The organism is Beggiatoa alba B18LD (assembly GCF_000245015.1).
Lineage (GTDB): Bacteria > Pseudomonadota > Gammaproteobacteria > Beggiatoales > Beggiatoaceae > Beggiatoa > Beggiatoa alba.
Map to the genome: position 1 here is coordinate 3,859,592 of NZ_JH600070.1, position 23,645 is coordinate 3,883,236.

Here is a 23,645-nt window from a genome sequence, read left to right on the forward strand (position 1 = left end):
TCACAGGACTGCCAGCCCTAAATTTAAATCACTTTGTGGTACGTTTACTATAATTCTGCTAATTCTGAAAATTCTGGTTCAGACAAGCTGTTGTCTCTTTAAAAGAATCTCGCAGAACTGGGGTTATTTAACAGCGTTTAATAATTAATAACGTCATATCATCAAAAATTGGAGCTTGTCCCAAATGTTGCTGAACATCGGCGACAATCGCTTGCTTCACTGTTTCAACGCCACTTGTCCATGTTTGTTGTATGACATGGCATAAGCGCGGGACACCATATAACGTCTTATTCAACGCACGGGCTTCTGTAATCCCATCTGTATATAAAACAATCCCCTCTCCTACCGCTAAAGGGATTTCTAAATGCTGTAAATAGGCTTGAATATCTGTTTCTAAACCGATAGGAAAACCCAGCTCTAAGGTATTAATCCGTTTTACGACCCCATCGCCGCGAACATGCAATACTTCTTCATGTTGCCCACATAAACGCACAATACCCGCTTGATAATCTAAAAGTAATAATGTCAGGGTTTTATCAGACTGCATACGCTCAACATTGGCGTAAATAGCGCGATTAATAACCGTTAAAAAGCTTTCTAAATCATCAACCTGATTTTCTAATAAAGTGCGTACTGCCATTTGCACCATCAGCATCAAAACACCGCTTTCTAAACCGTGTCCCGTTACATCACCAATACCACAGACAACCCGCCCATCACGTTGTAAAACATCATAATAATCTCCACCAACTTCATCAGCAGGCAACATAAAACCGACAATTTCTAACGGTTGAATTTCACTTAATTCTATAGGCTTGGGTAACAGCATTTGTTGTAAACGCTGGGTTACTTCTAATTCTGCACCCATACGTAAGTTTTCAGCATGTAATTGTTGATTTAACGTGGTAATTTCTGCATTAGCGCGTGCTAATTCTTCAGTCCGTTGTGCAACTAACGTTTCTAAATTATCGGCATGATGCCGAATAGCAACATGTGCGTGTTCTAGCTCATCGATAAATCGCGCATTTTCTAAAGAAATTGCAATTTGTGAACACAAAAGTTTTAAAACGGTTAAGCGTTCAGGGGTAAAAGTTCCCGTTGTTAAATTATTTTCTAAATAAAGCACGCCAATCAGGTTTTTTTGATAAACCAATGGCAGGCATAAAACCGATTTTGGCTGTTTTTGTACGGTATAAGGGTCATTTGCAAACACATCATCTTGACAAGCATCTGCAAGTACAACAGGCATTTGGGTACGTGATACATAGCTAACGACAGCTGTCGATAGGCATAAACAGGGGTCTTGACAATGCGCGTGGTCTAGCGGGATATTTTGCAAAATTTGAATATTATCCATTGCGACATTGCCATATGCACCGAGCACTAACTGTCCTTGTTTTTTCAAAATAAGCCAGCCCTCTTCCGCGCCTGCATTTTCAATCACAACACGCATTAAGCGTTCTAATAAATGATGCAAGACAAATTCGCTAGAAATTGCTTGCGAGGCTTTGATAACGCTGGCTAAATCTAATTGACTTTTTGCACCGATGGTGATGAATGAATGCGCCCCGTAAGAGCTGGTCATTGTTGCTGTGACAGTTTGCCCGTCGTTGCTATTCAGCCGTCCTTCAGGTAGCAAACTGAGCAGTTGCGGATACATTTTTTCTAAATCAGCTAATTTACATTTCGCGCCCCATAAGTAATAACCATATTGGGCTTTTTTCATGTATAACTGGGCAATGTCGCTTTTACCACGTGCTAACCAGAATTTTGCCGCTAATTCATTGGCGAGGGCTTCATTTTGGGTGTATTCGTATTGACTGGCGGAGGCAATGGCAAGGTCATAATGTTCCATCGCACTTAAAACATCCTGTTCTAAACGCGCCATTTCTGCCTTAATTAACAAATATTTATGTAAAAAATTTGCTTCGCAGTTTTCCGCCCAGTGTTGTAATTTGCGCTGATTTTGTTCTAATCGTTGCCAGTAGCGGGTTTTTTCTTCAGCACTAAAACTGGGATAACAGGCGATAATGCTGAGGGATGTGTAAAAATTATGTTCTGCAACAGGTGCTAACGTTACTAGCGCATAAATAACATCATCGGTTTCTAGGGCAAGTTCTAAGGCTTTATGATAATCCCCATATAAATAATAAAGTTGGCATTTACTGACATAGTAGCGACAGACAGGGGCAAGATTTTTATTTTTGTGGCATTGGGTTAAATAATCCGCTTCAGAAAGATTATCGAGGTGAAAACTTTCTTTATCGGTTGTTCGTCCTGTCAGATTCCAGATGATGAGTTGATAACCTAACATAGAATCAATGGCTAATTGATTTTTTGTTTTTTCTGCAAAATTGAGATATTTTGGCGAATACTCGCTTAATATAGTTTCTAGTGGTTTACCTTCATAAAATGCATGTGTCAGTAAATGAACAAGGGTATAGCTAGCAAATTGCAATTCTCCGCCATCAACGCCTGCTTTAAAAGCCTCTTCGCTAATTGCATCCGCTTCACGTAAATGTTTTACCCAAATCAAAGACATGTTTGCAAATAATTCCCATGCCTTACATTTTTGTGCTAATCCGTTGTAACGGTCGGCTAATTTCATGCCCATTGTGCCGAAGGCGTAGGCAGTTTGATAATCACCCAATACTGCCCCAAGCACGATGCCATAACAGGAATAACCCATTGCAGCCTCTACAGAATTTCCGTATTGCAGGGATAAGTTCACCGATTTAGCAATGATGACGTATAACAGGGCGGGATTAGAAAAATAGGTTGCACCGATTAAATTATTCATTAAACGAATTTCAATCTGTTTTTCAGGCAAACGCATATCAGGCGCGTTGAGTAGGGCTGCAATGGGGCGTTGTCCTAAATTTTTGGTGACTTGTTGCATTTCTGTGAATAAGGCGGCGCGTAAGTCATCTGTGGGTAAATCAACACCGAGTAACCGTAACGCTTGTCGTCCTGCTTCGGTCGCAAGGACATATTGGGCTTGCATGGTGTATTGAATAATCAACGCATTATAAATATCTGCTTTTTCCAACACGGTACGAGCTTGCGCGATTGTGTGTTGTACTAATCGCTCAGACTCAGAAAAATATCCATTTAAATAAGCCGCTTCAATCAATTCTCGGTGTAAGGTGTAGCTTAGGTCGTAGTAATACGTCCACATGGCAGAGCCTGCAAGCGCGTTTAACGATTGGCGACAGTTGCTTAAGTATGTCCATGAGGCTTGATAAGCGGTTGCTAGTTTGGCTTTTTGTCCTGCTTCTAAGTTTAAACGGGCTAATTCAATGAGTTCATTAGCATCCGTCATTAAGGGTTGACCTAAATTTAAATGGTCAACAATTTCAAATAAGTTATCGCTTCTTTCTTGTGGGGTAAGATTTTGAATCAGTAAACGTCCAATACTTAAATGCACGCTTTGTTTTTGGTCGTTGTTAATTAAGGCGTAAGCCGCTTGCTGAACGCGGTCGTGTAAAAAACGATAATGTGCAATGAGTAAGACAGATTCATCTTGTGGGTCTATTTCTAGGGTAGAAACAGGTAGGATTAAGCCTTCTTGAATAGTGGGGAGTAGGGTATAAAACGTTTCTTTTAAACGATGTTGATAGATGGTTGCGAGGGTTTGCAGTGAAAATTGGTTGCCAACACAGGCAGCGAGTTGTAGCACTTGTTGCGTAGCAGGTGGTAATTTACGCAATTTAGCAATCATTAAATCGACGACGTTGTCAGTAATGCCGTAAGCGTGGATTTTTTGCACATCCCACCGCCAACAGGCTTGTTCAAAATCAAAGGTAAATAGCCGTTCTTGATGTAATGTTTTTAAAAACTGAGTGCTAAAAAAAGGATTTCCTTGAGTTTTTTGAACGATTAATTCGGCTAAGGGTTTAACCGCTTCAATATCGCTGTGTAAGGTGTCAACTAATAAATGGGTTACATGTACCAGTTGCAAGGCAGATAAGGTGATTTGACTGATATTGACTTGTTCACGGCGTAATGTGTCTAAAGTCAACATTAAGGGGTGACTCATATCGACTTCGTTATCACGATATGCACCGATTAATAATAAATGGCGGGTTTCTTCATCCGTTAAAATTAGTTCTAATAATTTCAAGGTTGCTGAGTCTGCCCATTGTAAATCGTCCAGAAATAAAACTAAGGGATGTTCGGCTTGAGCAAAAACGCGGAGAAATTGGCGAAAGACATGATTAAATCGATTTTGTGCGGCAGTTGGCGGTAAAACTTCAACGGGGGGTTGTTTACCAATAATTAGCTCTACTTCAGGTAGGACTTCAATCACAACTTGTCCATTACAACCTAATGCGTTTAGTAATCGCTCGCGCCATAAACGCACGCGCTCCGTGCTTTCCGTTAATAATTGACGCACTAAATTAGCAAAGGCTTTTACAACCGCACTATAGGGAATATTGCGTTGAAATTGGTCGAATTTTCCTGCACAGAAATAGCCACGTTGTTGGGTAATGGGTTTGTAAATCTCTTGTACTAGCATAGACTTACCAATTCCCGAATAACCTGCAACCAGCATGAATTCTGTTTGTCCTGCATTGACCCGTTCAAAACTGGTTAATAAAACGTCTAATTCTTGTTCACGCCCATATAATTTCTGTGGAATGTGAAACCTATCCCAACGGTCTTTATTTCCAAATTCAAATGGTTGAATATTCCCGTGCTCTTGATATTGTACTAAACAGCCAATTAAATCGGCTTTTAAACCAAACGCACTTTGATAACGAGATTCTGCTGTTTTTGCAAGTAATTTCATTATCATGTGTGAAATTGTATGGGGGACTGTTGGATTTAGTACATGGACGGCTGTTGGACGTTTTGCGATATGACAATGTACTAATTCTAGTGCGTCACTGGATTCAAACGGTGGATGTCCTACCAGCATTTCATAAAAAACAATGCCTAAGGAGTATAAGTCTGTTCGATAATCGACAGAGCGGTTCATCCGTCCTGTTTGTTCAGGCGACATATACAGCAATGTCCCCTCAAGTAAATCAGGGTTGCATAACGTTGGATTTTCTGTGTGAAGTTTTGAGGAAATACTAAAATCAGTCAGTTTTATCTGTTTTTTTTCTAAATTAATAATGATATTCGCGGGTTTAATATCTTTATGAATAATATGATGAACGTGTAATTCACCGACTGCATGGGCAAGTTGAATGGCTAATTCAAGAAAGAGGGGGACATCTATCGTTTTCTGTTTATCTAATAAGGTGCGCAATGATTCACCGTGATCATCTTCAAAAATCAATACCCACGAGTTATTGCACTTGTGTAAGCCGTAAGGTTTTACAATTCCTTGTAAATTCAAGCCTTGTGTCACTTGATATTCATGGTGAAATTGCGCAATACGACGCGGTTCAAGATATTGATTTTGCAAACCTTTAATAATAACGGCTTGGTGATCTTTTTTACGATACCCGCGATAAACAACGGTTTTTATACCATCATAGATTTTTTCTGTGATGGCATAATCGGTTAATTCAATCATGACTTACTCTCCATCCCCCAATCTACTGCTTTGTTTCTGTCTTTTATAAAGTGAGTATAAAGCAAAACCAGCATTGTGTAGCATCACACGGATTTATCTCAGTAGGGGCTTGGATACGCACTGGTTAATAAAAACGCTAATATGCAGCGCGACATTCGGTCTATTAAGCATGTACAACGGTTTTACAAGCAGGGTATTGACTGCACATAAAAAAGGTTTTTCCTGCATGTTGCCCTGTTTTTGGGGAAACCCGTTTCATCGGTTCGCCACACTGAGGACAGGTTTTTGTGGCGGGTGTGGCAGTTGTTGGCTGGCTGGTTGTGAATAAATTTAACTGTAAGTTGTCCATTAATTGTTGTTTTAAACTGGTTAAATCATAGGTCTCGCTCACGATAACGTGCATCATCGGAATTTTTGCTGTTTCTAATGCAATATCAACAAATTTATCATGCAGTTGTGTACTTAACGGTTTATTAGCATCAAATGGCTCTTCGATAGCAACAACACCACAGACCGCAAAACTTTGTTGATGACAGATAACAAAATCTAACCGTTTTTGGCGTAAGCGTTCTAAAGCGGTGCGTCTTGTTTTTATATCACCGACATCGGCTAATGTTTCTAATACTTCGGCAAGATGTACTTTAGCTAATAAGATATAGGGTTGATTTTGTAAAATTTGATGCAGGGCTAGAAACAAGGTGCTTTCTGTCGTGGATAATAAACTGGCTTTCGCTTGATAGGGGTAGCTGTTTTCGTTGAGATGTCCTGTGTGCAATTGTTGGGCAATGGGATATTCAGAGGTAATTACGGCAGGGTGTTCAAATGTTTGCTTTTTATCACTTTCACCATAAATAGCAACATCGGGTAAATCCGTTGTGTATAAATTGCGATACCACCATGAACTTTTTTTGTTTTTATAAGCACCTTGTTTGGGTTGTTCAATCACTCCAAACCGCGCTTGTTGGCGTTGATGGTAGGCGTAGGCTAAAACGAGTATTAATAAAAAACTTAAAATAATTAATGCAATCAAGCTAATATCTATATTCATTATTTTTAAACTAATTGGGTTATCGGCAAATGGTTAATAATTTAAAAAACTCATATGATACAATACTATAAGTTAATTTCAATAAAAAAGGCGAGTAAATTCATGGGGTTTCCGTGAATGACTCGCCGTTTTAGCAAACAGGCTTTCTTTATTCTTTGGATGCCTCGCTGTAAGCATCATCAGATACTGTTGTCCATGCGTCATTATCTGCTTGGAATGCAGTGAAAGAATCATAAACCTTTTTAAATAAAGGGTCTTTTGCTGATTCTTCGGTTAAGACTTCTTTCGTTAAACGCCGTAATTCTTTCAACACTTCAGGCGGAAATGGTAAAACATTTACTTTATATTTTTCTTTTAATTCCCGTAAGGCTTTGTTATTAGAGGCTTCAAATTCGGCATACATGGTAACATTTAAGGAGCTTGCCGCGCTTTCCACAATTTTTTGCAAATCAGGTGGTAAAGAATCCCATGCTTTTTTATTGACAATCACCTCAAGTACCGTACCAGGTTCATGCCAACCTGGATAATAATAATATTGTGCCGCTCGATATAAGCCTAAACGTTCATCATGGAAAGGCCCTACCCATTCTGTTGCATCAATGGTTTTCCGCTCTAATGCGGTATAGATTTCACCACCTGCTAATAACACAGGTGTTCCGCCTGCTTTGGCAATCACTTTGCCACCTAAACCAGGAATGCGCATTTTAAGACCTTGTAAGTCTTGCACACTTTCAATTTTTTTGTTAAACCAGCCTCCCATTTGTACGCCTGTATTCCCCCCTGGAAAAGGGACAACGTTAAACGGTGCATAAGCTTCTTGCCACAGCTTTAAACCATCGCCGTTATAAAACCATGCATTCATGCCTTTAGCAGTCATGCCAAACGGCACTGCCGACATAAATTGTGCAGCAGGCACTTTGCCCGCCCAATAGTAAGCCGCGCCATGTCCTAACTCGATAGTCCCTTGAGAGACGGCATCAAAAGTTTGTAAAGGCGGTACTAATTCCCCCCCTGCAAAAACTTGGATTTTAATCCGCCCATTACTCATGGTTTCCACATCTTTGGCAAAACGCACAACGCCCGTTTGAAAAATTGGGAAATTGGGCGGCCATGTCGTAACCATCTTCCAGTTAAACGTATCAGCGGCATAACTGGGCAAACTGGTGACTGCCACAGCTAATGCCCCAATCACAGGACTTAGCCAACGTGCAAGTTTAGACATAAAAACTCCTTTAGAGGATTTAGCATTTACTGTTATTTATTTTCTCAAGTGCTCACTTGAGGCGCGTCTATTATTGTCCTAATTTTTAAGAATTAAAACCCTATAAACAAGCTAAAATCATGCAACATCTTTAATCAGTTATTAAAAAGACAAGATATTTTTCAGCTTAATACTTGAGTATTTTACTATGATATATATTATGTAAACCAGTTGAGGGAAAAACAAAATACACAGGACACGTGATTATTTCTTGAGTAATTTAATTGGGAATTTACTTGATTGTTTTAGTAGGTGATGTAATACTTGCACTTGCCATTATTCACACACTATTACAAGGTCATTAAAAATGAGACTCACCACAAAAGGACGGTATGCCGTCACTGCCATGTTGGACTTAGCTATTCACCGCGATCAAAAATCTGTCACACTGGCAGATATTTCGCAACGACAAGGCATTTCTTTATCTTACTTAGAGCAATTATTCTCTAAACTGCGCAAGCATAACTTAGTGGACAGTGCTCGCGGGCCCGGTGGCGGTTATCGCTTAAGCCGTAGTGCTGACGAAATTACTGTTGCTCAAGTGATTTCAGCCGTCGACGAATCCGTTGATGCGACCAAATGCCAAGGCATGAAAAATTGCCACGATGCACACGCCTGTTTAACCCATGAATTATGGGAAGATTTAAGCGACCAAATTCGTGAATTCTTAAGCAATATCTCACTTGCCCAAGTGGTTGAAAAACGCATGAAAGAATTCACCCGTGAAGCAAATCTCCGTCCTGTTGAATATGCCACACAACACCGCATGGAAAGCCATGTTGCACATCACCGCTAACCCCCTATGAGATGATGCAGTTATGGGTATTTATCTGGATTACAATGCAACAACGCCTTTAGACCCGCGCGTCTTAGAAGCCATGTTGCCCTATTTGCAACAACTACATGGTAACGCCTCCAGCGTACACCACTATGGTCGTCGTGTTCGCGCCGCCATAGACCATGCCCGCGAACAAGTTGCAAACCTCGTAAATGCCCACCCCTCCCAAATCATCTTTACCAGTGGGGGCACTGAAGCCAATAACCTCGCATTAAAAGGGACTGCCTGCCATGTCGATATTGGACGAATCTTGATTAGTCGTATCGAACATGCCTCTTTATACACCCCTGCGTTAAGTTTAGAACGACAAGGCTGGACAGTTGATTATTTGCCCGTTGACGACTTAGGACGGGTGAAACAAGACTACTTAAATATCCCGCCTGATACTCGCCTCATTTCCGTCATGACGGCGAATAATGAAACAGGGGTTATACAACCCATTCAGCCAATTGCAAACTACTGCCAAACGCACCGCATCGTTTTCCACACTGATGCTAGCCAAGCTGTTGGCAAAATACCGATTGATTTCGCGGCAATGGGTGTAAATCTCATGACCCTATCGGGGCATAAATTCTATGCCCCGTTGGGTTGTGGCGTGCTGATTACCGACAAAACAACCCTACTTGAACCCCTATTACACGGCGGTGGACAAGAAAAAGGGCTAAGAGGTGGCACTGAAAACATTCCCGCCATTGTTGGACTGGGCAAAGCCGCCGAGCTAGTTTGCGATGAATTAGAACAACGCCAACGCCATACACGCCAACTACGCGACCAATTAGAAACCTTATTACACACCCTACCCAGTGTGAAAATTCTGGCAGAACATGCTGAACGCTTACCGAATACCTTAATGATAACCGTCGCAGGATTTACAGGCGAAACCCTACTTATGGGCTTAGACCGCTTAGGCTTTGCCGTCTCCAGTGGCTCTGCCTGTCACAGCGAAAAGACCGAACCCAGCCACGTTTTACTCGCAATGGGGATAGACCCAATTAATGCAAAAAGTGCAATCAGAATCAGCTTAGGGATACACAACACCCTTGAAGATATTCAACAATTTTATCAAGCACTTAAAAAACAAATTGAACAAACTCAGCTACTAATGGCATTAGGTTAATACAAAACATTTAAAAAAAGAAAGTTAAAAACACAATATTTTCAGAGATTAAAGACCAGATTAAAAATCTAAAGGTGAATTATGAATATTCCAATTTACATGGACTACTCCGCAACAACCCCCGTTGACCCCCGAGTTGCTGAGAAAATGATGCAATGCCTCACCATGCAAGGGTATTTTGGTAATCCAGCCTCCCGCTCACACAAATTTGGCTGGGATGCAGAAAAAATTGTTGAAGAAGCCCGTGAACACGTTGCAGCCCTCCTCAATGCCGACGCAAAAGAAATCGTTTGGACATCAGGCGCGACCGAATCTAACAACCTCGCCCTGAAAGGCGCGGCGCACTTCTACCAAAAAAAAGGCAAGCACATCATTACCTGTAAAACCGAACATAAAGCTGTCCTCGACACCTGTCGACATTTAGAACGCGAAGGCTTCGAAGTCACCTATTTAGACCCAGAACCCAATGGACTGGTTGACCTGAAAAAATTAGCAGCAGCTATTCGCAAGGACACAATTATCATCAGCCTCATGCACGTCAACAACGAAATCGGCGTAATTTCAGACTTAGAAGCGATAGGCGAAATTACCCGCGCTCACGATGTCCTATTCCACGTTGATGCCGCACAAAGTGCTGGAAAAGTCCCCATAGACCTCGAAAAAATGCAAGTTGACCTCATGTCACTATCCGCCCACAAAGTCTATGGACCCAAAGGCATGGGCGCGTTATACGTGCGTCGTAAACCCCGTGTACGCCTAGAACCACAAATACACGGCGGTGGACATGAACGTGGGATGCGCTCAGGCACACTGGCGACCCATCAAATTGTTGGCATGGGAGAAGCCTTCCGCATTGCCAAACTAGAAATGGCAGGGGAAAACAAACGCTTACAACATCTCCGCGAAAAACTATGGAATGGCATCAAAGATATGGAAGAAGTTTATATCAATGGTGACTTACAACACCGCATAGCAGGAAACTTAAACATCAGTTTCAACTATGTAGAAGGTGAATCCCTAATTATGGCACTCAAAGATTTAGCCGTATCCTCTGGCTCTGCCTGTACCTCTGCGAGCTTAGAGCCTTCTTACGTTTTACGGGCTTTAGGACGCGATGACGAACTCGCCCACAGCTCCATCCGCTTTACCCTTGGACGTTTTACCACAGAAGAAGATATCGACTACGCAATTCCGCTAATTCGGGACAAAATCGCCAAATTGCGTGAATTATCCCCATTATGGGACATGTACAAAGCAGGTATAGACTTAAAAAGCGTCCAATGGGCGGCACACTAACCGAATTTATCTTTAAGTTGCACAGAGGAGAAGACACATGTCCTACAGCGAAAAAGTTATCGACCACTATGAAAACCCCCGCAATGTTGGCACGTTTGACCAGCAAGACCCACATGTTGGCACAGGATTAGTCGGCGCACCCGCCTGTGGCGACGTGATGCGCTTACAAATTAAAGTCAACGAACAAGGGGTAATTGAAGACGCAAAATTCAAAACCTACGGCTGTGGCTCTGCCATCGCCTCCAGTTCACTACTGACAGAATGGGTTAAGGGTAAAACCTTAGAAGAAGCAGCATCGATTAAAAATACAGAAATTGCTGAAGAATTAGCCCTGCCTCCTGTAAAAATTCATTGCAGCGTATTGGCAGAATCTGCCATTAAAGCAGCCATTAAGGATTATCAGGAAAAGGCAAATGTTGGCGTAGAATAGCTCTGTACTCGCTAATTCTGCTTAAAAATCAAAAGGGCGATATGATTTCGCCCTTTTTTAATTAACCTGAATTCGACGAGTTTTATAAAATAAAACAGAGACCTGCTAGGTTTTTAAAACCTAGCAGGTCTTTTTTTGTCTGAATCAGAATTCACAGAATTAGCAGAATTAAAAACATAATTTTTTATTCTTTTAATTTTCTTGTCTTTTTAATTCTGAAAATTCTGATTCAGACAAGCTGTTGTCTTTTTAAAAGAAACTCGCCGAACTCAGGTTAATTAACCTGAATTCGACGAGTTTTATAAAATAAAACAGAGACCTGCTAGGTTTTAAAAACCTAGCAGGTCTGTCGGAACGTGCGAAAAGAATTCACCAGAGAAGATTAAAAGATTGTCTGAATCAGGATTTTCAGAATTAACAGAATTTAAAACCCTAAAACCAAAATTTAAGGTGAATCACGCTTTTTAATTCTGCTAATTCTGAAAATTCTGTGAATCCTGATTCAGACAAGCTGTTGTCTTTTTAAAAGAAACTCGCCGAATTCAGGTTAATTACAAATCACGTTTAAAAAAATCCGTGTCCATCATCTCTATAAATCGTTTTGCTCCTGGTGAGAGGAATTTGCCACGGCGCAGAATCACGCCATAACTTCGCTTGGGAAAATATTGCTCTAACGATAAAACTTCAACAGGGTCACTCGGTGTTAGGCAAATACTCGTCACAACAGAAATGCCCAAGCCTAACGCCACGTATTTTTTAATCACTTCCCAGCCACCTGCTTCTAAGGTGACTTTATAGTCTAAATTATGCTGTTGAAAAACCATTTTCACCATACGCCATGTGCTTAAATGACGCGGTGGGAGAATCAACCCATATTGGCTAATGTCTTCTAAACGAAAATCGGGTTTTTGCGCTAAAGGATGATTTTTCGGTGTAATCAGAACAGTGTCATAGTAGTAAATGGGAAAATACATGATATCGTCAGGAATATCTAAAAATGACCCAACGGCAAAATCGACTTCATTTGCCCGTAATAACGCCATCCCATCGCGTCCTGTGACATTATGCAAGCGCAAGCGGATACCAGGGTAAGCACTGGCAAAACGTTTCATGACATCGGGCAAAATATACAGAATGGTCGATTCGCCCGCTGTGATATTTAACTCGCCTGATTCTAAATTACCCCGTCGTACTGCAAACGATTCTGTTAAAGAATCAATCCCTTCTACTAAAGGCGTTGCTAATTCGTATAAAATTTTTCCTTCGGGGGTTAATTCAATCGAGGGACCACGCCGTTCGAATAAAGAAATATCTAATTCACGTTCTAGGGCTTTTATTTGTAGTGAAACAGAGGGCTGACTTAAAAATAAACGGTCAGCAGCTTTAGAAATGCTTCCCGTTTGTGCCGCATGGCAAAAAGCCCGCAGTTGTTTCAGTCGATTTTGTTTGTAGTAAAAACGCTCGTTAGACATAACACACCTAATATTATTGAAATTATTGCGCGTTATTAAAGAATCATGGTTAATTGAGTTATCAAAGAATTACCATGTTTTAGGTTGAAATTGAATATCATTCAGAATGATAGCAGTATCATGCTTTTGGGTTATAACAAAAAAACCTTTTCTATACGCATATTTAGAGACATTATCAGGAATAACCATGCCAGCGACCGCGCCAAAAATTTGACTGTCCTGATATTTAGGAAATAATGGTTTAAATTTTCCCATCCGCTCTATATGTTCGTCGACATCATCTTGACTTAAATGGCTTTTAACCTCGATAAGTACGCAACAATCGCCATTAATCGCTAATAAATCAATTTGCATTGCTAAACCTAATTGAGGGTTATTCGCCTCCACATCACGACTAACCACATGTACATCAATGCCCCGCGCTTGTAATAAAGGCACTATATTAGGTTTAATAAATTCTTCAACAAACTCGCCTAAGCGATTGCTTAATGCGCCAATTCTTTTATCTAACTCTCGCGAACGTTTTTCAGCTGCCTGTGCGTAACCGCCTAATAACTTCTCTGTTTTATGCAATCCGTCATGTAAACTGACAATCGTTTCTTTAATTTTACGATCAGTTTCTTTTGAGCTTTCAGCCATTTCCGTTCGTATTTCTTGAAATCTACGGTCAGTCTCTTTTGAGCTTTCAGCCATTTCCGTTCGTATTTCTTGAAATCTACGGTCAGTCTCTCTTGACGCTTCTACCAGCTCTTTAATGCTCCGCTCTGTTTCTTCTGACCGATAACGTAAAGCTTGAATCTGCTTTCCCGTTTCACGAAACATTTCCCAAATTTCTTCTGTATTAACTGCCATCGCTAAACCCTTGCTAATACTGTATTAATGCCTCATTTTCCACAATAAGCAATATTTTTAACAATTCACTATTAACATAGACAATAGTATATATTAAAATATTTGGCTTACCAATTGTTGCAACGCAACGTAAAAATCAGCTTTAATTATAGACCCATTACTCAAACGTAGCTAAACACGTCCAGAGGGATAGATTACGATGTCAACACAACCTGTGTCACTGCATACGCCTGATTTGACAATCACTGCTCCAGTTAAACCAGAGTTTGCCTCTGTATTAACCGCTGAAGCAGTTGCGTTTGTAGCGGACTTAGTAAAACACTTTGGTGCACGACGTGAAGCACTTTTAGCAAGACGGGTTGAGCGGCAAAAACAATTAGAAGCAGGCATTATGCCTGATTTCCTGCCTGAAACTAAGCACATTCGTGATGGTAATTGGCAAGTCGGTGCGACCCCCGCCGATTTACAAGACCGCCGTGTCGAGATTACTGGGCCTGTTGACCGCAAAATGGTCATCAATGCCTTGAACTCAGGCGCGAAAGTATTCATGGCAGATTTTGAAGATGCACAAAGCCCTACTTGGGAAGGATTATTGGAAGGGCACATTAACCTACGTGATGCCTTAGACAAGACCATTTCCTACACCAGCCCAGAAGGCAAACAGTATCAATTAAACGACACTATAGCGACCCTATTAGTGCGTCCTCGTGGTTGGCATTTAGAAGAAAAACATGTGTTATTTGAAGGTAAACCTATATCTGGTTCACTTTTTGATTTCGGGTTGTACTTCTTCCACAATGCAAAACGTGCTTTAAGCAAAGGCACAGGACCTTACTTTTACTTACCCAAATTAGAAAGCCATTTAGAAGCCCGTTTATGGAACGACGTATTTAACTACGCACAAGATAAACTCGGCTTACCCCGTGGCACTATCAAAGCCACTGTTTTAATTGAAACGATTTTAGCCTCTTTCGAAATGGACGAAATTCTATATGAATTACGTGACCATTGCGTTGGGTTAAATTGTGGTCGTTGGGACTACATTTTTAGTTTCATCAAAAAATTCTGCAAAAACCCAGAATTTGTCTTACCTGACCGTGGCGAAGTGACAATGACAAGCCACTTCTTACGTTCCTACTCTCAACTATTGATTAAAACCTGTCACCGTCGCGGCGCACATGCGATGGGCGGGATGGCGGCGCAAATTCCGATTAAGAATGACCCAGCCGCTAACGATGCCGCACTAGCAAAAGTGCTGGCTGATAAAGAACGAGAAGCAGGCGATGGACATGATGGCACGTGGGTTGCACATCCTGCACTAGTTCCGATTGCAATGGACGTATTCAACAAATACATGCCCAAAGCCAATCAAAAAGATAAACTGCGCGAAGAAGTCAATGTTACCGCAAAAGATTTATTGCAAGTTCCAACAGGCAATATCACTGAAAAAGGATTGCGTAACAATGTCAGTGCGGCACTTCAATACATGGAAGCATGGTTAGGCGGAAATGGCTGTGTGCCTATTAACAACCTCATGGAAGATGCAGCAACCGCTGAAATTGCCCGCGCCCAATTATGGCAGTGGGTACGTTATCCGAAAGGCGTTTTAAACGATGGTCGCAAAGTGACCGCCGAATTAGTCAAACAAGTGATACAGGAGGAACTCGATATTATCCGTGCTCAGGTGGGTGAACAGCGCCAAAAGGCTGGTCACTACGCATTAGCTGCGGAATTACTCGCGAAGATTGTGACAGAAGAGACGTTTGCTGAATTTTTGACTTTAGTCGCTTACGAATATTTACCTTAAACCGAGACTGGATAATATGACATTTTTAGATGCAAAAGCACTTGAAAAAGACTGGGCTGAGAATCCTCGCTGGAAAGGCGTGACCCGTGGTTATTCCGCTGCTGAAGTAGTTCGTTTACGTGGCACTTTACCCATTGAGCACACCTTAGCCAAAGTAGGTGCTGAGAAACTGTGGAAATATTTAAACACAGAACCGTATGTTAATGCTTTAGGTGCTTTAACTGGCAACCAAGCCATGCAACAAGCCAAAGCAGGCTTAAAAGCCATTTACTTAAGTGGCTGGCAAGTTGCAGGCGATGCCAACAGCGCAGGTCAAATGTACCCTGACCAAAGCTTATACCCCGTTGACAGCGTGCCGACCGTTGTTCGCCGTATTAACAACGCATTCCAACGCGCTGACCAATTACACCATGCCGAAGGCAACGACTCCATCGACTGGTACGTGCCTATCGTTGCTGATGCCGAAGCAGGTTTCGGCGGTGTGTTAAATGCTTTCGAATTAATGAAAGGCATGATTGAAGCGGGTGCGGCTGGTGTTCACTGGGAAGACCAATTAGCCTCTGCGAAAAAATGCGGTCACATGGGTGGAAAAGTCTTAGTTCCTACACAAGAAGCCGTGCAAAAATTAATCGCTGCCCGTTTAGCTGCTGACGTTTCTGGCGTACCTAGCGTGATTATTGCCCGTACCGACGCATTAGGAGCTGCTTTATTAACCAGCGACATCGACCCACGTGATCAAGAATTTGTCACTGGCAACCGTACCGTTGAAGGCTTCTACCAAACCCGTCAAGGGATGGCTCAAGGGATTTCTCGCGGTTTAGCCTACGCCCCTTATGCTGACCTGATTTGGTTAGAAACAGGCAAACCTGACTTAAATGAAGCCCGCGTCTTCGCGGAAGCTATTAAGAAAGAATTCCCAGATAAAATGCTGGCTTACAACTGCTCACCTTCCTTCAACTGGAAACGTCACCTTGACGACGCAACCATTGCCAAGTTCCAAAAAGAACTCGGTGCAATGGGTTACAAATTCCAATTCATCACCTTGGCAGGCTTCCATACATTGAACTACTCTATGTTCGATTTAGCTGACAAGTATCGTGACACTGGCATGACTGCTTATGTAGAATTGCAAGAAAAAGAATTTGCTGCTGAATCTCGTGGTTACACGGCAACCAAGCATCAACGTGAAGTCGGTGCTGGTTTCTTTGATGACGTGACCCAAGTGATTACAGGCGGTGTGTCTTCTATCACTGCATTAAAAGGCTCTACCGAAGAAGAGCAATTTACCCACGCTTAATTTTTTAAGCTGGTCAATCTGATTCGCCTGTTCCAACAGACCTGCTAGGTTTTCAAAACCTAGCAGGTCTTTTTTTGTCTGAATCAGAATTAACAGAATTAGCAGAATTAAAAAGATTTATTCATGTTAGTTTTTTGGTTTAAGGGGTTTAAATTCTGTTAATTCTGAAAATCCTGATTCAGACAATTTTTTCATCTTGTCTGGTCAATCTGATTCGCCTGTTCCGACAGACCTGTTAGGTTTTCAAAACCTAGCAGGTCTCTGTTTTATTTTATAAAACTCGCAAAGCTGGGGTTATTTAGGTACAATTTTTTATTTCATTGGTTCTGCTTTTTAAACGTCATTGACAATTAATTATTTAATATCAATTGTATCGTTGTGCTGAGGGTTATTTGAATTATGTCTTTAACTGATTTTCGTGTACTCGTCACCCGTCCTGCACATCAAGCAGAAGCCTTATGTGAGCAAATAGAAGCTCTTGGCGGTATAGCAATCCGTTTACCTGTTTTAGAAATTATTCCATTGGCAGACAGAAGTCCGCTATCTAGTTGTCGTCAACAATTGCCTCAATTAGACATGCTTATCTTTGTCAGTGCTAATGCTGTCGAATATGGATTGCCTGAATTGCTTGATGAACAGAAAAAACTCCCTGTTCATCTCACGACGATTGCGATTGGTAAAAAAACGGCTGAGGCGTTGCAAGCGTGGGGAGTATCCGCACTTTGTGCGCCAGCACCCTATAACACAGAAGCATTATTAATCATGCCTTTGATGCAACAGGTGGAAGCCCGAAAAATCATTATTGTGCGAGGAGAAGGAGGGCGCGAGACGTTAGCCGAACAGTTGCGTTTGCGGGGGGCGCAAGTAGATTATTTAAATGTTTATCGTCGAGAATGCCCGCGTTTATTAACGTTACCGACTTCACCGCCCGATATTATGATAGTGACCAGTAGCGAAGGCTTACAAAATTTATTGATTTTATTGGCGGAACAATCTTGGGTTAAAAGTACACCCTTATTAGTGATGAGCGAGCGCACACGCAACGAAGCCATCAATTTAGGTTTTTCTGCGCCGATTTTAGTCACCAAAATTGCCAGTGATGAAGGCTTACTCAACATGCTAGTCTATTGGAAAACAAAAGGGCGTTTTACGCAAGGTAAGTCGCCAACAGAAGCACGTTAATTATCTTTTTAAGCAAATCCCAGTTGTCGCCATGCCTCGTAAATAACGACTGCAACGGAGTTTGATAAATTTAAACTTCGATTGCCTGCTCGCATGGGGATTCTAATCATCTGTTCTTGTGGAAAACGTTCAAGGACAGTTCGCGGTAATCCAGAAGTTTCCGAACCGAATAAAAATGCATCTCCCGCCTGATAGTGGCAGTCGGTGTAATATTGTTCGCCACAAGTTTCACAGATAAATAAACGGGTTGGATTTATCGTGATTAGAAAATCATCTAATGTTTTATATTCCTTTACATTGACCCACTCATGATAATCTAACCCTGCGCGACGCATACGTTTGTCGTCGAGACTAAAGCCTAATGGGTGAATTAGGTGGAGTTGTACTTGTGTATTGGCACACAGACGAATGACATTCCCTGTATTGGGGGGGATTTCTGGTTGATGAAGCACACAATGAAACATGGTTTAGTAACTTAAAAGCTGCTTTTTTAAAAATTTAGAGCTATTTTAGCCTTAATTGATAGACATTGGTTAATGTAAGAAAGAACATAATATCTTATCGGACTAATTTACATGAAATTAAGGTATAAAGACGGATTGAATTTGTGCAATTGCACCTTTATAGGTGGCGGAATTGATGATGGTATGAATTTGGAAAATAAGCATGTAGAAAATGTAATTTTTGAAAGATGCATTATCATGGATGTAAATTTTAAATATGCAACTTTTGTGAATGTTGAATTTTATGACGTTGTGTTTTTTTTAACCGATTTTTCTTTTACAAAATGGGTAAACGCTCAATTTTATGGCGTTGATTTAAAAGCATCGCAGTTTTTTCAAGCAACGTTAAAGGATGTTTCTTTTTTACCAGATAATGTTCTGCATAAAACTGACATAAGTGCTATCGATTTTTCCACCGCTATCTTTGACAATGTTATGTTAGATAACGTGATTTTTGACGAGTTGACACGTTTACCCAGTGGCTATACTGTCAATAAAACAAGTCTTTAAACATTATAACACCTTAAAAATTTTCATCATTTTATTGGCTCAATCACCATTGAACATCCACATCACATATTGAAAACAGTGTGAACATGGCATAATAACCCCCTTAAATTTTAAGGGGTAACTTCTTTAGATGACGCAGATTACTTTAACTCAACCTGATGATTGGCATTTGCATGTCCGTGATGGCGTGGCAATGGCTTCTGTGATTCAAGCAACTGCGCGTTGTTTTGGACGCGCCATTATTATGCCGAATTTAAAACCGCCTGTTATTTCTTTAGCACAAGCGGAGACTTATAGAAGTCGTATTTTGCAAGCCTTGCCTGAAGGTTCTACTTTTCAGCCGTTGATGACCTTATATTTAACGGATAATACAAGCGTTGAAGAAATCAAACGGTTAAAGGAGTCTGAAAGCGTTGTTGCCATTAAGTATTATCCTGCGGGTGCAACGACTAATTCTGAATCAGGTGTGACGGATTTGCATAAAGTTTGGCATTTGTTAGAAGCGATGCAAACGTATGATGTGCCTTTGTTAATTCATGGGGAAGTAACGGCAAATACGGTCGATATTTTTGACCGTGAAAAGGTTTTTATTGAGTATATTCTTGACTCTATTATTCTTGCCTTTCCTAATTTGCGGATTGTCTTAGAACATATTACAACGGCGGAAGCTGTGGATTATGTCAGTGCACAGTCGTCTAAGATTGGGGCGACCATTACCGCGCATCATTTATTGATGAATCGCAATGATTTATTTACAGGCGGGGTGCGTCCGCATCATTATTGTTTGCCTGTGTTAAAACGTGAACAGCATCGTCAAGCCTTGCTACGTGCAGCAACCAGTGGTAATCCTAAATTCTTTTTAGGCACGGATAGCGCGCCTCATGCCCGTCATACGAAAGAAGCAAGTTGTGGTTGTGCGGGTATGTTTACCGCGCCTGCCGCTTTAGAGTTGTACGCGGAAGCGTTTGAGCAGGTTAATGCTTTGGATAAGTTAGAGGGGTTTGCGAGTTTTTACGGCGCGGATTTTTATGGCGTAGCACGTAATACGCGGACAGTGACGTTGAAAAAACAGTGTTGGCAAATGCCGACATCGCTTGCATTTGGTGATGATACGGTTGTTCCTTTGCGGGCAGGTGATGATATTCAATGGCAGTTGGTAACAGGTTGATTTAATAGTGTATAATCCATTAATTGCAAAAAGATTTCGTGGTTTTTTACCCGTTGTTGTTGATGTGGAAACAGCGGGATTTGACCCTAAACGGGATGCCTTACTTGAGATTGCCGCCGTCATTTTAGATGTAGATGAAAAGGGATTTTGGCAACGGGGCGAAACACATGCTTGTCATGTTGAGCCGTTTGCGGGGGCAAATTTGGACGCAGCCGCGTTGGCGTTTACAGGGATAGACCCTTATCACCCTTTTCGTTTAGCTTTGCCTGAGCATGATGCGTTACATAAGATTTTTAAGCCTATTCGTGAGGCGGTAAAGTCGCAGAAGTGTTCGCGGGCGGTATTAGTGGGTCATAATCCTGCGTTTGATTTAAGTTTTTTAAATGCCGCTACTGAGCGGACGAATACAAAACGCAATCCTTTCCATCCGTTTAGTGCTTTTGATACAGCAACATTAGGCGGTTTGGCTTTTGGTCAGACGGTATTAGCACGGGCGGTGCAGGTAGCGGGTTTTGAGTGGGATAATGATCAGGCGCATTCGGCGATTTATGACGCTGAGCGAACAGCGGATTTATTTTGTGCTATTGTCAATCTGTGGGATGTAAAAATTGGGGTACGGTCTCGGCTGGAATAGACAAGGCGTGTGATGATGTCACTATCGCCTTGTTCAGTGAGTTTTTTATATTTTTGATGCACCGGGTTTTTTGGTGTTGTATTCCTCATGAGAGAGTACAACAACAGGGGTTAAGCCTTCTTTTTCGTCCTTAAATAAGATGCGGTAATCATTATCAATAGGCACGGAAACGATGTGCCTATCGTAATTCATCCGTTTACCGTTAAAGACTTGATACGCTTGCCCTTCTTTAATGGCAGCGAGAATAGAACGGGCTTTAATAACTAAACTTTTATGTGGCAGTTTTCGTAAGTCAACAGCATCTGCTTTAAATTGTTGTTCCCACACCTGTTTTTCACGTTTATTAGTGTCTTGATGATGTTGTTCTACTGAAGATTGTTGACATTTATGACAATACTGCCCTAACCCTTTATGTCCACATGGAAATGTCTTTTTTGCCATATTAATCATGTACTCCATTGTTTTAAACTAACGACTTTCCTGATGATATATGGGGATACTGTGTGATTTCAGCAACTCAATGTCTTGTCTCTTTATGCGATTTATGCATTGTTTAATATGGCACTGAATTCGCACACGCTAGGCTAATAACTCTCTAATAAATACCTACGCTATGATGAAAATTCTCATTGTTGATGATGAACCCCTTGCGCGGGCGCGATTACGGGCATTGCTTGAAGAAATTGGCATTGGTGAAGTGGTGGGGGAGGCTGGAAATGGGCGGGAAGCGGTTAATATCGTGAGCTTATGCCACCCTGATATTGTCTTGTTAGACATTCGTATGCCGGGTATGGATGGGATGGAAGCCGCTCGCCAAATGCGTCATATATCCCCATCACCTGCGCTGATTTTTACAACGGCTTACGGCGACCACGCGCTAGATGCGTTTGACCAGCAAGCAGTTGATTATTTGATGAAACCAATACGACGTGATCGGTTGGAAGGTGCGCTAATGCGTGCTAAAACTTTGTTGAATATCAGTGATGATGAGCTTTCTGAAACGAACAGTTTTAGCCCCATAAAGACAAAAGCACGCAGTCATATCAGTGTTAAAGTACGCGATGAACTGCGTATGATTCCTGTGAATGAAATACAATATTGTTATGCTGATCAAAAGTATGTCGTTTTGCATTGGACACAGGGTGAAGCACTGATAGGGGAAACCTTAAAAGAATTAGAACAAGAATTCAGTGGACAATTTTTAAGAATTCATCGCAGTACTTTAGTTGCTATTGTACAAATTGCGGGATTGGTGAAAGATCATGAAGGGCGACATCTCATCAAATTACGCACGGCTAATAAAACCTTAGAAGTCAGTCGCCGACATTTACCGACTGTTCGCAAAGTCTTAAAAGATATGCGTTTACCTTGTGCAATCTAATGAACGAAACGATTATAAGGATGGACTACGCATGATTATCAAATTATCAAGGGAGTTTTGCATAGTATGATTTTAAAACGCGCCATGACGCTTTCATTACTAACGGCGTTATTTAACACCCCGAATAGTTACGCCGCTGATGCCCTCGCACTAGAAAAATTTAAAGCGGCATTAAATACCTGTGAACGTAGCCTACAAATGCCTGCCCCAAAAAGTAAAGGCTCATTGAGTATTTTGCAAAGCCTTGTCAGTCGCTATGAACGCGACCGCGATTTCGCGCTAAAAATTGATGCGACATTAAAAGATTCTACAACTGACCGTTACACAGGCAAATACTTTGTCGACCAAACCTTAGCCCAAGCTTATAACACTTGTGAAGAACAACTGAGCACAAAAGTGTCTGATGCAGAGGCATTAATTGCTAAACAGGCAGAAGAAGTTAAACAGAAAGCCCAGCAACAAGAAGCTGTTTTAAATGAACTGATGAAGAAACTCAACACGGCAAAACAAGAAGTCGGGAAAGCCGTTGATGAAGCATGTTCTCAATATAGCAATGACCCCAGCAATCAATCATTAGTCAGCATCTATACCACAGCAAAACAAAACGCGCTGACGAATTATCCCAATATTATCAAATATACACATGAGTCAACTTTTACTGACCCCGATACCAAAGAAGCCGCTAAAACAACACGCACAGTACAAGCATGGTTTGCCTATTGCGATGAATTATTTCAACTTCCCGCAACCGCAATACCCAGTGCACCGCCTGTAAAAGTAGAACCTGCAAAACCCGCTGAAAAGCCTGTTGAAAAACCTGCCGAGCCGCCAGCCATTCCGCCCGCGCCACCTGCCCCCCATGATGAAGGGCCACTCCCGCCACCGCCTCAACCTAATAGCGCAATTCCCCCCGCACCGACACCAGCACCGCATCCCGCCCCTGCTGAATCAGTACGCCCTGATATTCCTGCCGAATCGCCAGCAGATACCCCACCTGAAGAAACAGGGGAAGTCAGCGACGATGAAGAATATAACGCGCTCGTTAAAGCCTTAACAGGTGATAAGCAAAAAGTGCTCAAGACAGAAAAACGTCTGCCTGATTTCTTTGATAACGAGGATGGCGATATTGGCGTTGCAACAATTTGGCAATTCGAAGCTGAAGACGGTAGTCAATGCGTCACTTATAAATTTAATGGCGATAAGATGCTTGATTCTAAAAAGAACAAGGGTGAATGTCCCTCTTTTTAATTAACCTATCGCTATAAGGGTCTGGTAATCTACCCGCTTTCTACCAGACCCTTTTTTTTACCCGCCAACTACCC

Annotated in this window: 19 protein-coding genes; 12 read left to right on the forward strand and 7 right to left on the reverse strand. The window is 41.6% G+C overall.

Annotation, left to right across the window (positions count from 1 at the left end; all coding sequences use genetic code 11):
• Window positions 1-127: 127 nt before the first annotated feature.
• The 3 genes from BEGALDRAFT_RS15880 to BEGALDRAFT_RS15890 form a co-directional block, all read right to left on the reverse strand.
• Window positions 128-5,527, reverse strand: a complete 5,400-nt coding sequence (locus tag BEGALDRAFT_RS15880; protein WP_002691744.1) for an AAA family ATPase — start codon at window positions 5,525-5,527, stop codon at window positions 128-130.
• 163 nt (window positions 5,528-5,690) lie between these two features.
• A complete protein-coding gene (locus BEGALDRAFT_RS15885; RefSeq protein WP_002691746.1) occupies window positions 5,691-6,575 on the reverse strand; it encodes a DUF2726 domain-containing protein in 885 nt (294 codons plus the stop codon).
• 148 nt (window positions 6,576-6,723) lie between these two features.
• Window positions 6,724-7,797: a TRAP transporter substrate-binding protein gene (locus BEGALDRAFT_RS15890; RefSeq protein WP_002691748.1), complete on the reverse strand. Its 1,074-nt coding sequence runs from the start codon at window positions 7,795-7,797 to the stop codon at window positions 6,724-6,726.
• Window positions 7,798-8,143: 346 nt separating this feature from the next.
• On the opposite strand from BEGALDRAFT_RS15890, the gene iscR reads away from it, so the two are divergent.
• The 4 genes from iscR (at window position 8,144) to iscU (ending at window position 11,517) form a co-directional block, all read left to right on the forward strand.
• Window positions 8,144-8,632 carry a Fe-S cluster assembly transcriptional regulator IscR gene (gene iscR / locus BEGALDRAFT_RS15895; RefSeq protein WP_002691750.1) on the forward strand — a complete coding sequence of 163 codons (489 nt, stop codon included), beginning with the start codon at window positions 8,144-8,146 and terminating at the stop codon, window positions 8,630-8,632.
• Window positions 8,633-8,654: 22 nt separating this feature from the next.
• Window positions 8,655-9,791, forward strand: a complete 1,137-nt coding sequence (locus BEGALDRAFT_RS15900; protein ID WP_002691753.1) for a cysteine desulfurase family protein — start codon at window positions 8,655-8,657, stop codon at window positions 9,789-9,791.
• Between the two features lie 81 nt (window positions 9,792-9,872).
• A complete protein-coding gene (locus BEGALDRAFT_RS15905) occupies window positions 9,873-11,087 on the forward strand; it encodes an IscS subfamily cysteine desulfurase (protein ID WP_002691755.1) in 1,215 nt (404 codons plus the stop codon).
• Window positions 11,088-11,124: 37 nt separating this feature from the next.
• Window positions 11,125-11,517: a Fe-S cluster assembly scaffold IscU gene (iscU, locus tag BEGALDRAFT_RS15910; RefSeq protein ID WP_002691757.1), complete on the forward strand. Its 393-nt coding sequence runs from the start codon at window positions 11,125-11,127 to the stop codon at window positions 11,515-11,517.
• Between the two features lie 551 nt (window positions 11,518-12,068).
• On the opposite strand, the gene BEGALDRAFT_RS15915 is transcribed toward iscU, so the two are convergent.
• Together BEGALDRAFT_RS15915 and BEGALDRAFT_RS15920 are read right to left on the reverse strand one after the other, a co-directional pair.
• Window positions 12,069-12,989: a LysR family transcriptional regulator gene (locus BEGALDRAFT_RS15915; protein ID WP_002691759.1), complete on the reverse strand. Its 921-nt coding sequence runs from the start codon at window positions 12,987-12,989 to the stop codon at window positions 12,069-12,071.
• Window positions 12,990-13,058: 69 nt separating this feature from the next.
• On the reverse strand, window positions 13,059-13,841 hold the full coding sequence (locus BEGALDRAFT_RS15920) for a methyl-accepting chemotaxis domain-containing protein (RefSeq protein WP_002691760.1): 783 nt from the start codon (window positions 13,839-13,841) through the stop codon (window positions 13,059-13,061).
• 199 nt (window positions 13,842-14,040) lie between these two features.
• On the opposite strand from BEGALDRAFT_RS15920, the gene aceB reads away from it, so the two are divergent.
• The 3 genes from aceB (at window position 14,041) to BEGALDRAFT_RS15935 (ending at window position 18,127) form a co-directional block, all read left to right on the forward strand.
• Window positions 14,041-15,648, forward strand: coding sequence for a malate synthase A (gene aceB, locus BEGALDRAFT_RS15925; protein WP_002691762.1), 1,608 nt, complete (start codon window positions 14,041-14,043; stop codon window positions 15,646-15,648).
• Between the two features lie 16 nt (window positions 15,649-15,664).
• Window positions 15,665-16,945: an isocitrate lyase gene (gene aceA / locus BEGALDRAFT_RS15930; protein WP_002691764.1), complete on the forward strand. Its 1,281-nt coding sequence runs from the start codon at window positions 15,665-15,667 to the stop codon at window positions 16,943-16,945.
• A 399-nt stretch (window positions 16,946-17,344) separates the two neighbouring features.
• Complete coding sequence (locus BEGALDRAFT_RS15935; RefSeq protein ID WP_002691766.1) at window positions 17,345-18,127, forward strand: uroporphyrinogen-III synthase; 783 nt, start codon at window positions 17,345-17,347, stop codon at window positions 18,125-18,127.
• A gap of 8 nt (window positions 18,128-18,135) precedes the next feature.
• Here the strand turns inward: BEGALDRAFT_RS15935 and trmL are convergent, their stop codons facing one another.
• Window positions 18,136-18,591: a tRNA (uridine(34)/cytosine(34)/5-carboxymethylaminomethyluridine(34)-2'-O)-methyltransferase TrmL gene (gene trmL / locus BEGALDRAFT_RS15940; protein WP_002691768.1), complete on the reverse strand. Its 456-nt coding sequence runs from the start codon at window positions 18,589-18,591 to the stop codon at window positions 18,136-18,138.
• A 111-nt stretch (window positions 18,592-18,702) separates the two neighbouring features.
• On the opposite strand from trmL, the gene BEGALDRAFT_RS15945 reads away from it, so the two are divergent.
• The 3 genes from BEGALDRAFT_RS15945 to rnt all read left to right on the forward strand — a co-directional run bounded on the left by BEGALDRAFT_RS15945 (window position 18,703) and on the right by rnt (window position 20,942).
• Window positions 18,703-19,140, forward strand: a complete 438-nt coding sequence (locus BEGALDRAFT_RS15945) for a pentapeptide repeat-containing protein (protein WP_002691770.1) — start codon at window positions 18,703-18,705, stop codon at window positions 19,138-19,140.
• Window positions 19,141-19,270: 130 nt separating this feature from the next.
• Window positions 19,271-20,308 (forward strand): dihydroorotase, encoded by a 1,038-nt coding sequence (gene pyrC, locus BEGALDRAFT_RS15950; protein WP_002691772.1) that lies wholly within the window; start codon window positions 19,271-19,273, stop codon window positions 20,306-20,308.
• A gap of 7 nt (window positions 20,309-20,315) precedes the next feature.
• On the forward strand, window positions 20,316-20,942 hold the full coding sequence (gene rnt / locus BEGALDRAFT_RS15955) for a ribonuclease T (RefSeq protein ID WP_002691773.1): 627 nt from the start codon (window positions 20,316-20,318) through the stop codon (window positions 20,940-20,942).
• Between the two features lie 45 nt (window positions 20,943-20,987).
• Here the strand turns inward: rnt and BEGALDRAFT_RS15960 are convergent, their stop codons facing one another.
• Window positions 20,988-21,383, reverse strand: coding sequence for a DUF7682 family zinc-binding protein (locus BEGALDRAFT_RS15960; protein WP_002691775.1), 396 nt, complete (start codon window positions 21,381-21,383; stop codon window positions 20,988-20,990).
• A 172-nt stretch (window positions 21,384-21,555) separates the two neighbouring features.
• On the opposite strand from BEGALDRAFT_RS15960, the gene BEGALDRAFT_RS15965 reads away from it, so the two are divergent.
• Window positions 21,556-22,323, forward strand: a complete 768-nt coding sequence (locus tag BEGALDRAFT_RS15965) for a LytR/AlgR family response regulator transcription factor (RefSeq protein WP_002691777.1) — start codon at window positions 21,556-21,558, stop codon at window positions 22,321-22,323.
• Between the two features lie 66 nt (window positions 22,324-22,389).
• Window positions 22,390-23,571, forward strand: a complete 1,182-nt coding sequence (locus tag BEGALDRAFT_RS18530) for a hypothetical protein (protein ID WP_002691778.1) — start codon at window positions 22,390-22,392, stop codon at window positions 23,569-23,571.
• Window positions 23,572-23,645: the final 74 nt, after the last annotated feature.

Coding starts and splice junctions, on each gene's coding strand:
- BEGALDRAFT_RS15880 (WP_002691744.1), bottom strand. CDS start 5,527: ATGATTGAATTAACCGATTATGCCATCACAGAAAAAATCTATGATGGT.
- BEGALDRAFT_RS15885 (WP_002691746.1), bottom strand. CDS start 6,575: ATGAATATAGATATTAGCTTGATTGCATTAATTATTTTAAGTTTTTTA.
- BEGALDRAFT_RS15890 (WP_002691748.1), bottom strand. CDS start 7,797: ATGTCTAAACTTGCACGTTGGCTAAGTCCTGTGATTGGGGCATTAGCT.
- iscR (WP_002691750.1), top strand. CDS start 8,144: ATGAGACTCACCACAAAAGGACGGTATGCCGTCACTGCCATGTTGGAC.
- BEGALDRAFT_RS15900 (WP_002691753.1), top strand. CDS start 8,655: ATGGGTATTTATCTGGATTACAATGCAACAACGCCTTTAGACCCGCGC.
- BEGALDRAFT_RS15905 (WP_002691755.1), top strand. CDS start 9,873: ATGAATATTCCAATTTACATGGACTACTCCGCAACAACCCCCGTTGAC.
- iscU (WP_002691757.1), top strand. CDS start 11,125: ATGTCCTACAGCGAAAAAGTTATCGACCACTATGAAAACCCCCGCAAT.
- BEGALDRAFT_RS15915 (WP_002691759.1), bottom strand. CDS start 12,989: ATGTCTAACGAGCGTTTTTACTACAAACAAAATCGACTGAAACAACTG.
- BEGALDRAFT_RS15920 (WP_002691760.1), bottom strand. CDS start 13,841: ATGGCAGTTAATACAGAAGAAATTTGGGAAATGTTTCGTGAAACGGGA.
- aceB (WP_002691762.1), top strand. CDS start 14,041: ATGTCAACACAACCTGTGTCACTGCATACGCCTGATTTGACAATCACT.
- aceA (WP_002691764.1), top strand. CDS start 15,665: ATGACATTTTTAGATGCAAAAGCACTTGAAAAAGACTGGGCTGAGAAT.
- BEGALDRAFT_RS15935 (WP_002691766.1), top strand. CDS start 17,345: ATGTCTTTAACTGATTTTCGTGTACTCGTCACCCGTCCTGCACATCAA.
- trmL (WP_002691768.1), bottom strand. CDS start 18,591: ATGTTTCATTGTGTGCTTCATCAACCAGAAATCCCCCCCAATACAGGG.
- BEGALDRAFT_RS15945 (WP_002691770.1), top strand. CDS start 18,703: ATGAAATTAAGGTATAAAGACGGATTGAATTTGTGCAATTGCACCTTT.
- pyrC (WP_002691772.1), top strand. CDS start 19,271: ATGACGCAGATTACTTTAACTCAACCTGATGATTGGCATTTGCATGTC.
- BEGALDRAFT_RS15960 (WP_002691775.1), bottom strand. CDS start 21,383: ATGGCAAAAAAGACATTTCCATGTGGACATAAAGGGTTAGGGCAGTAT.
- BEGALDRAFT_RS15965 (WP_002691777.1), top strand. CDS start 21,556: ATGATGAAAATTCTCATTGTTGATGATGAACCCCTTGCGCGGGCGCGA.
- BEGALDRAFT_RS18530 (WP_002691778.1), top strand. CDS start 22,390: ATGATTTTAAAACGCGCCATGACGCTTTCATTACTAACGGCGTTATTT.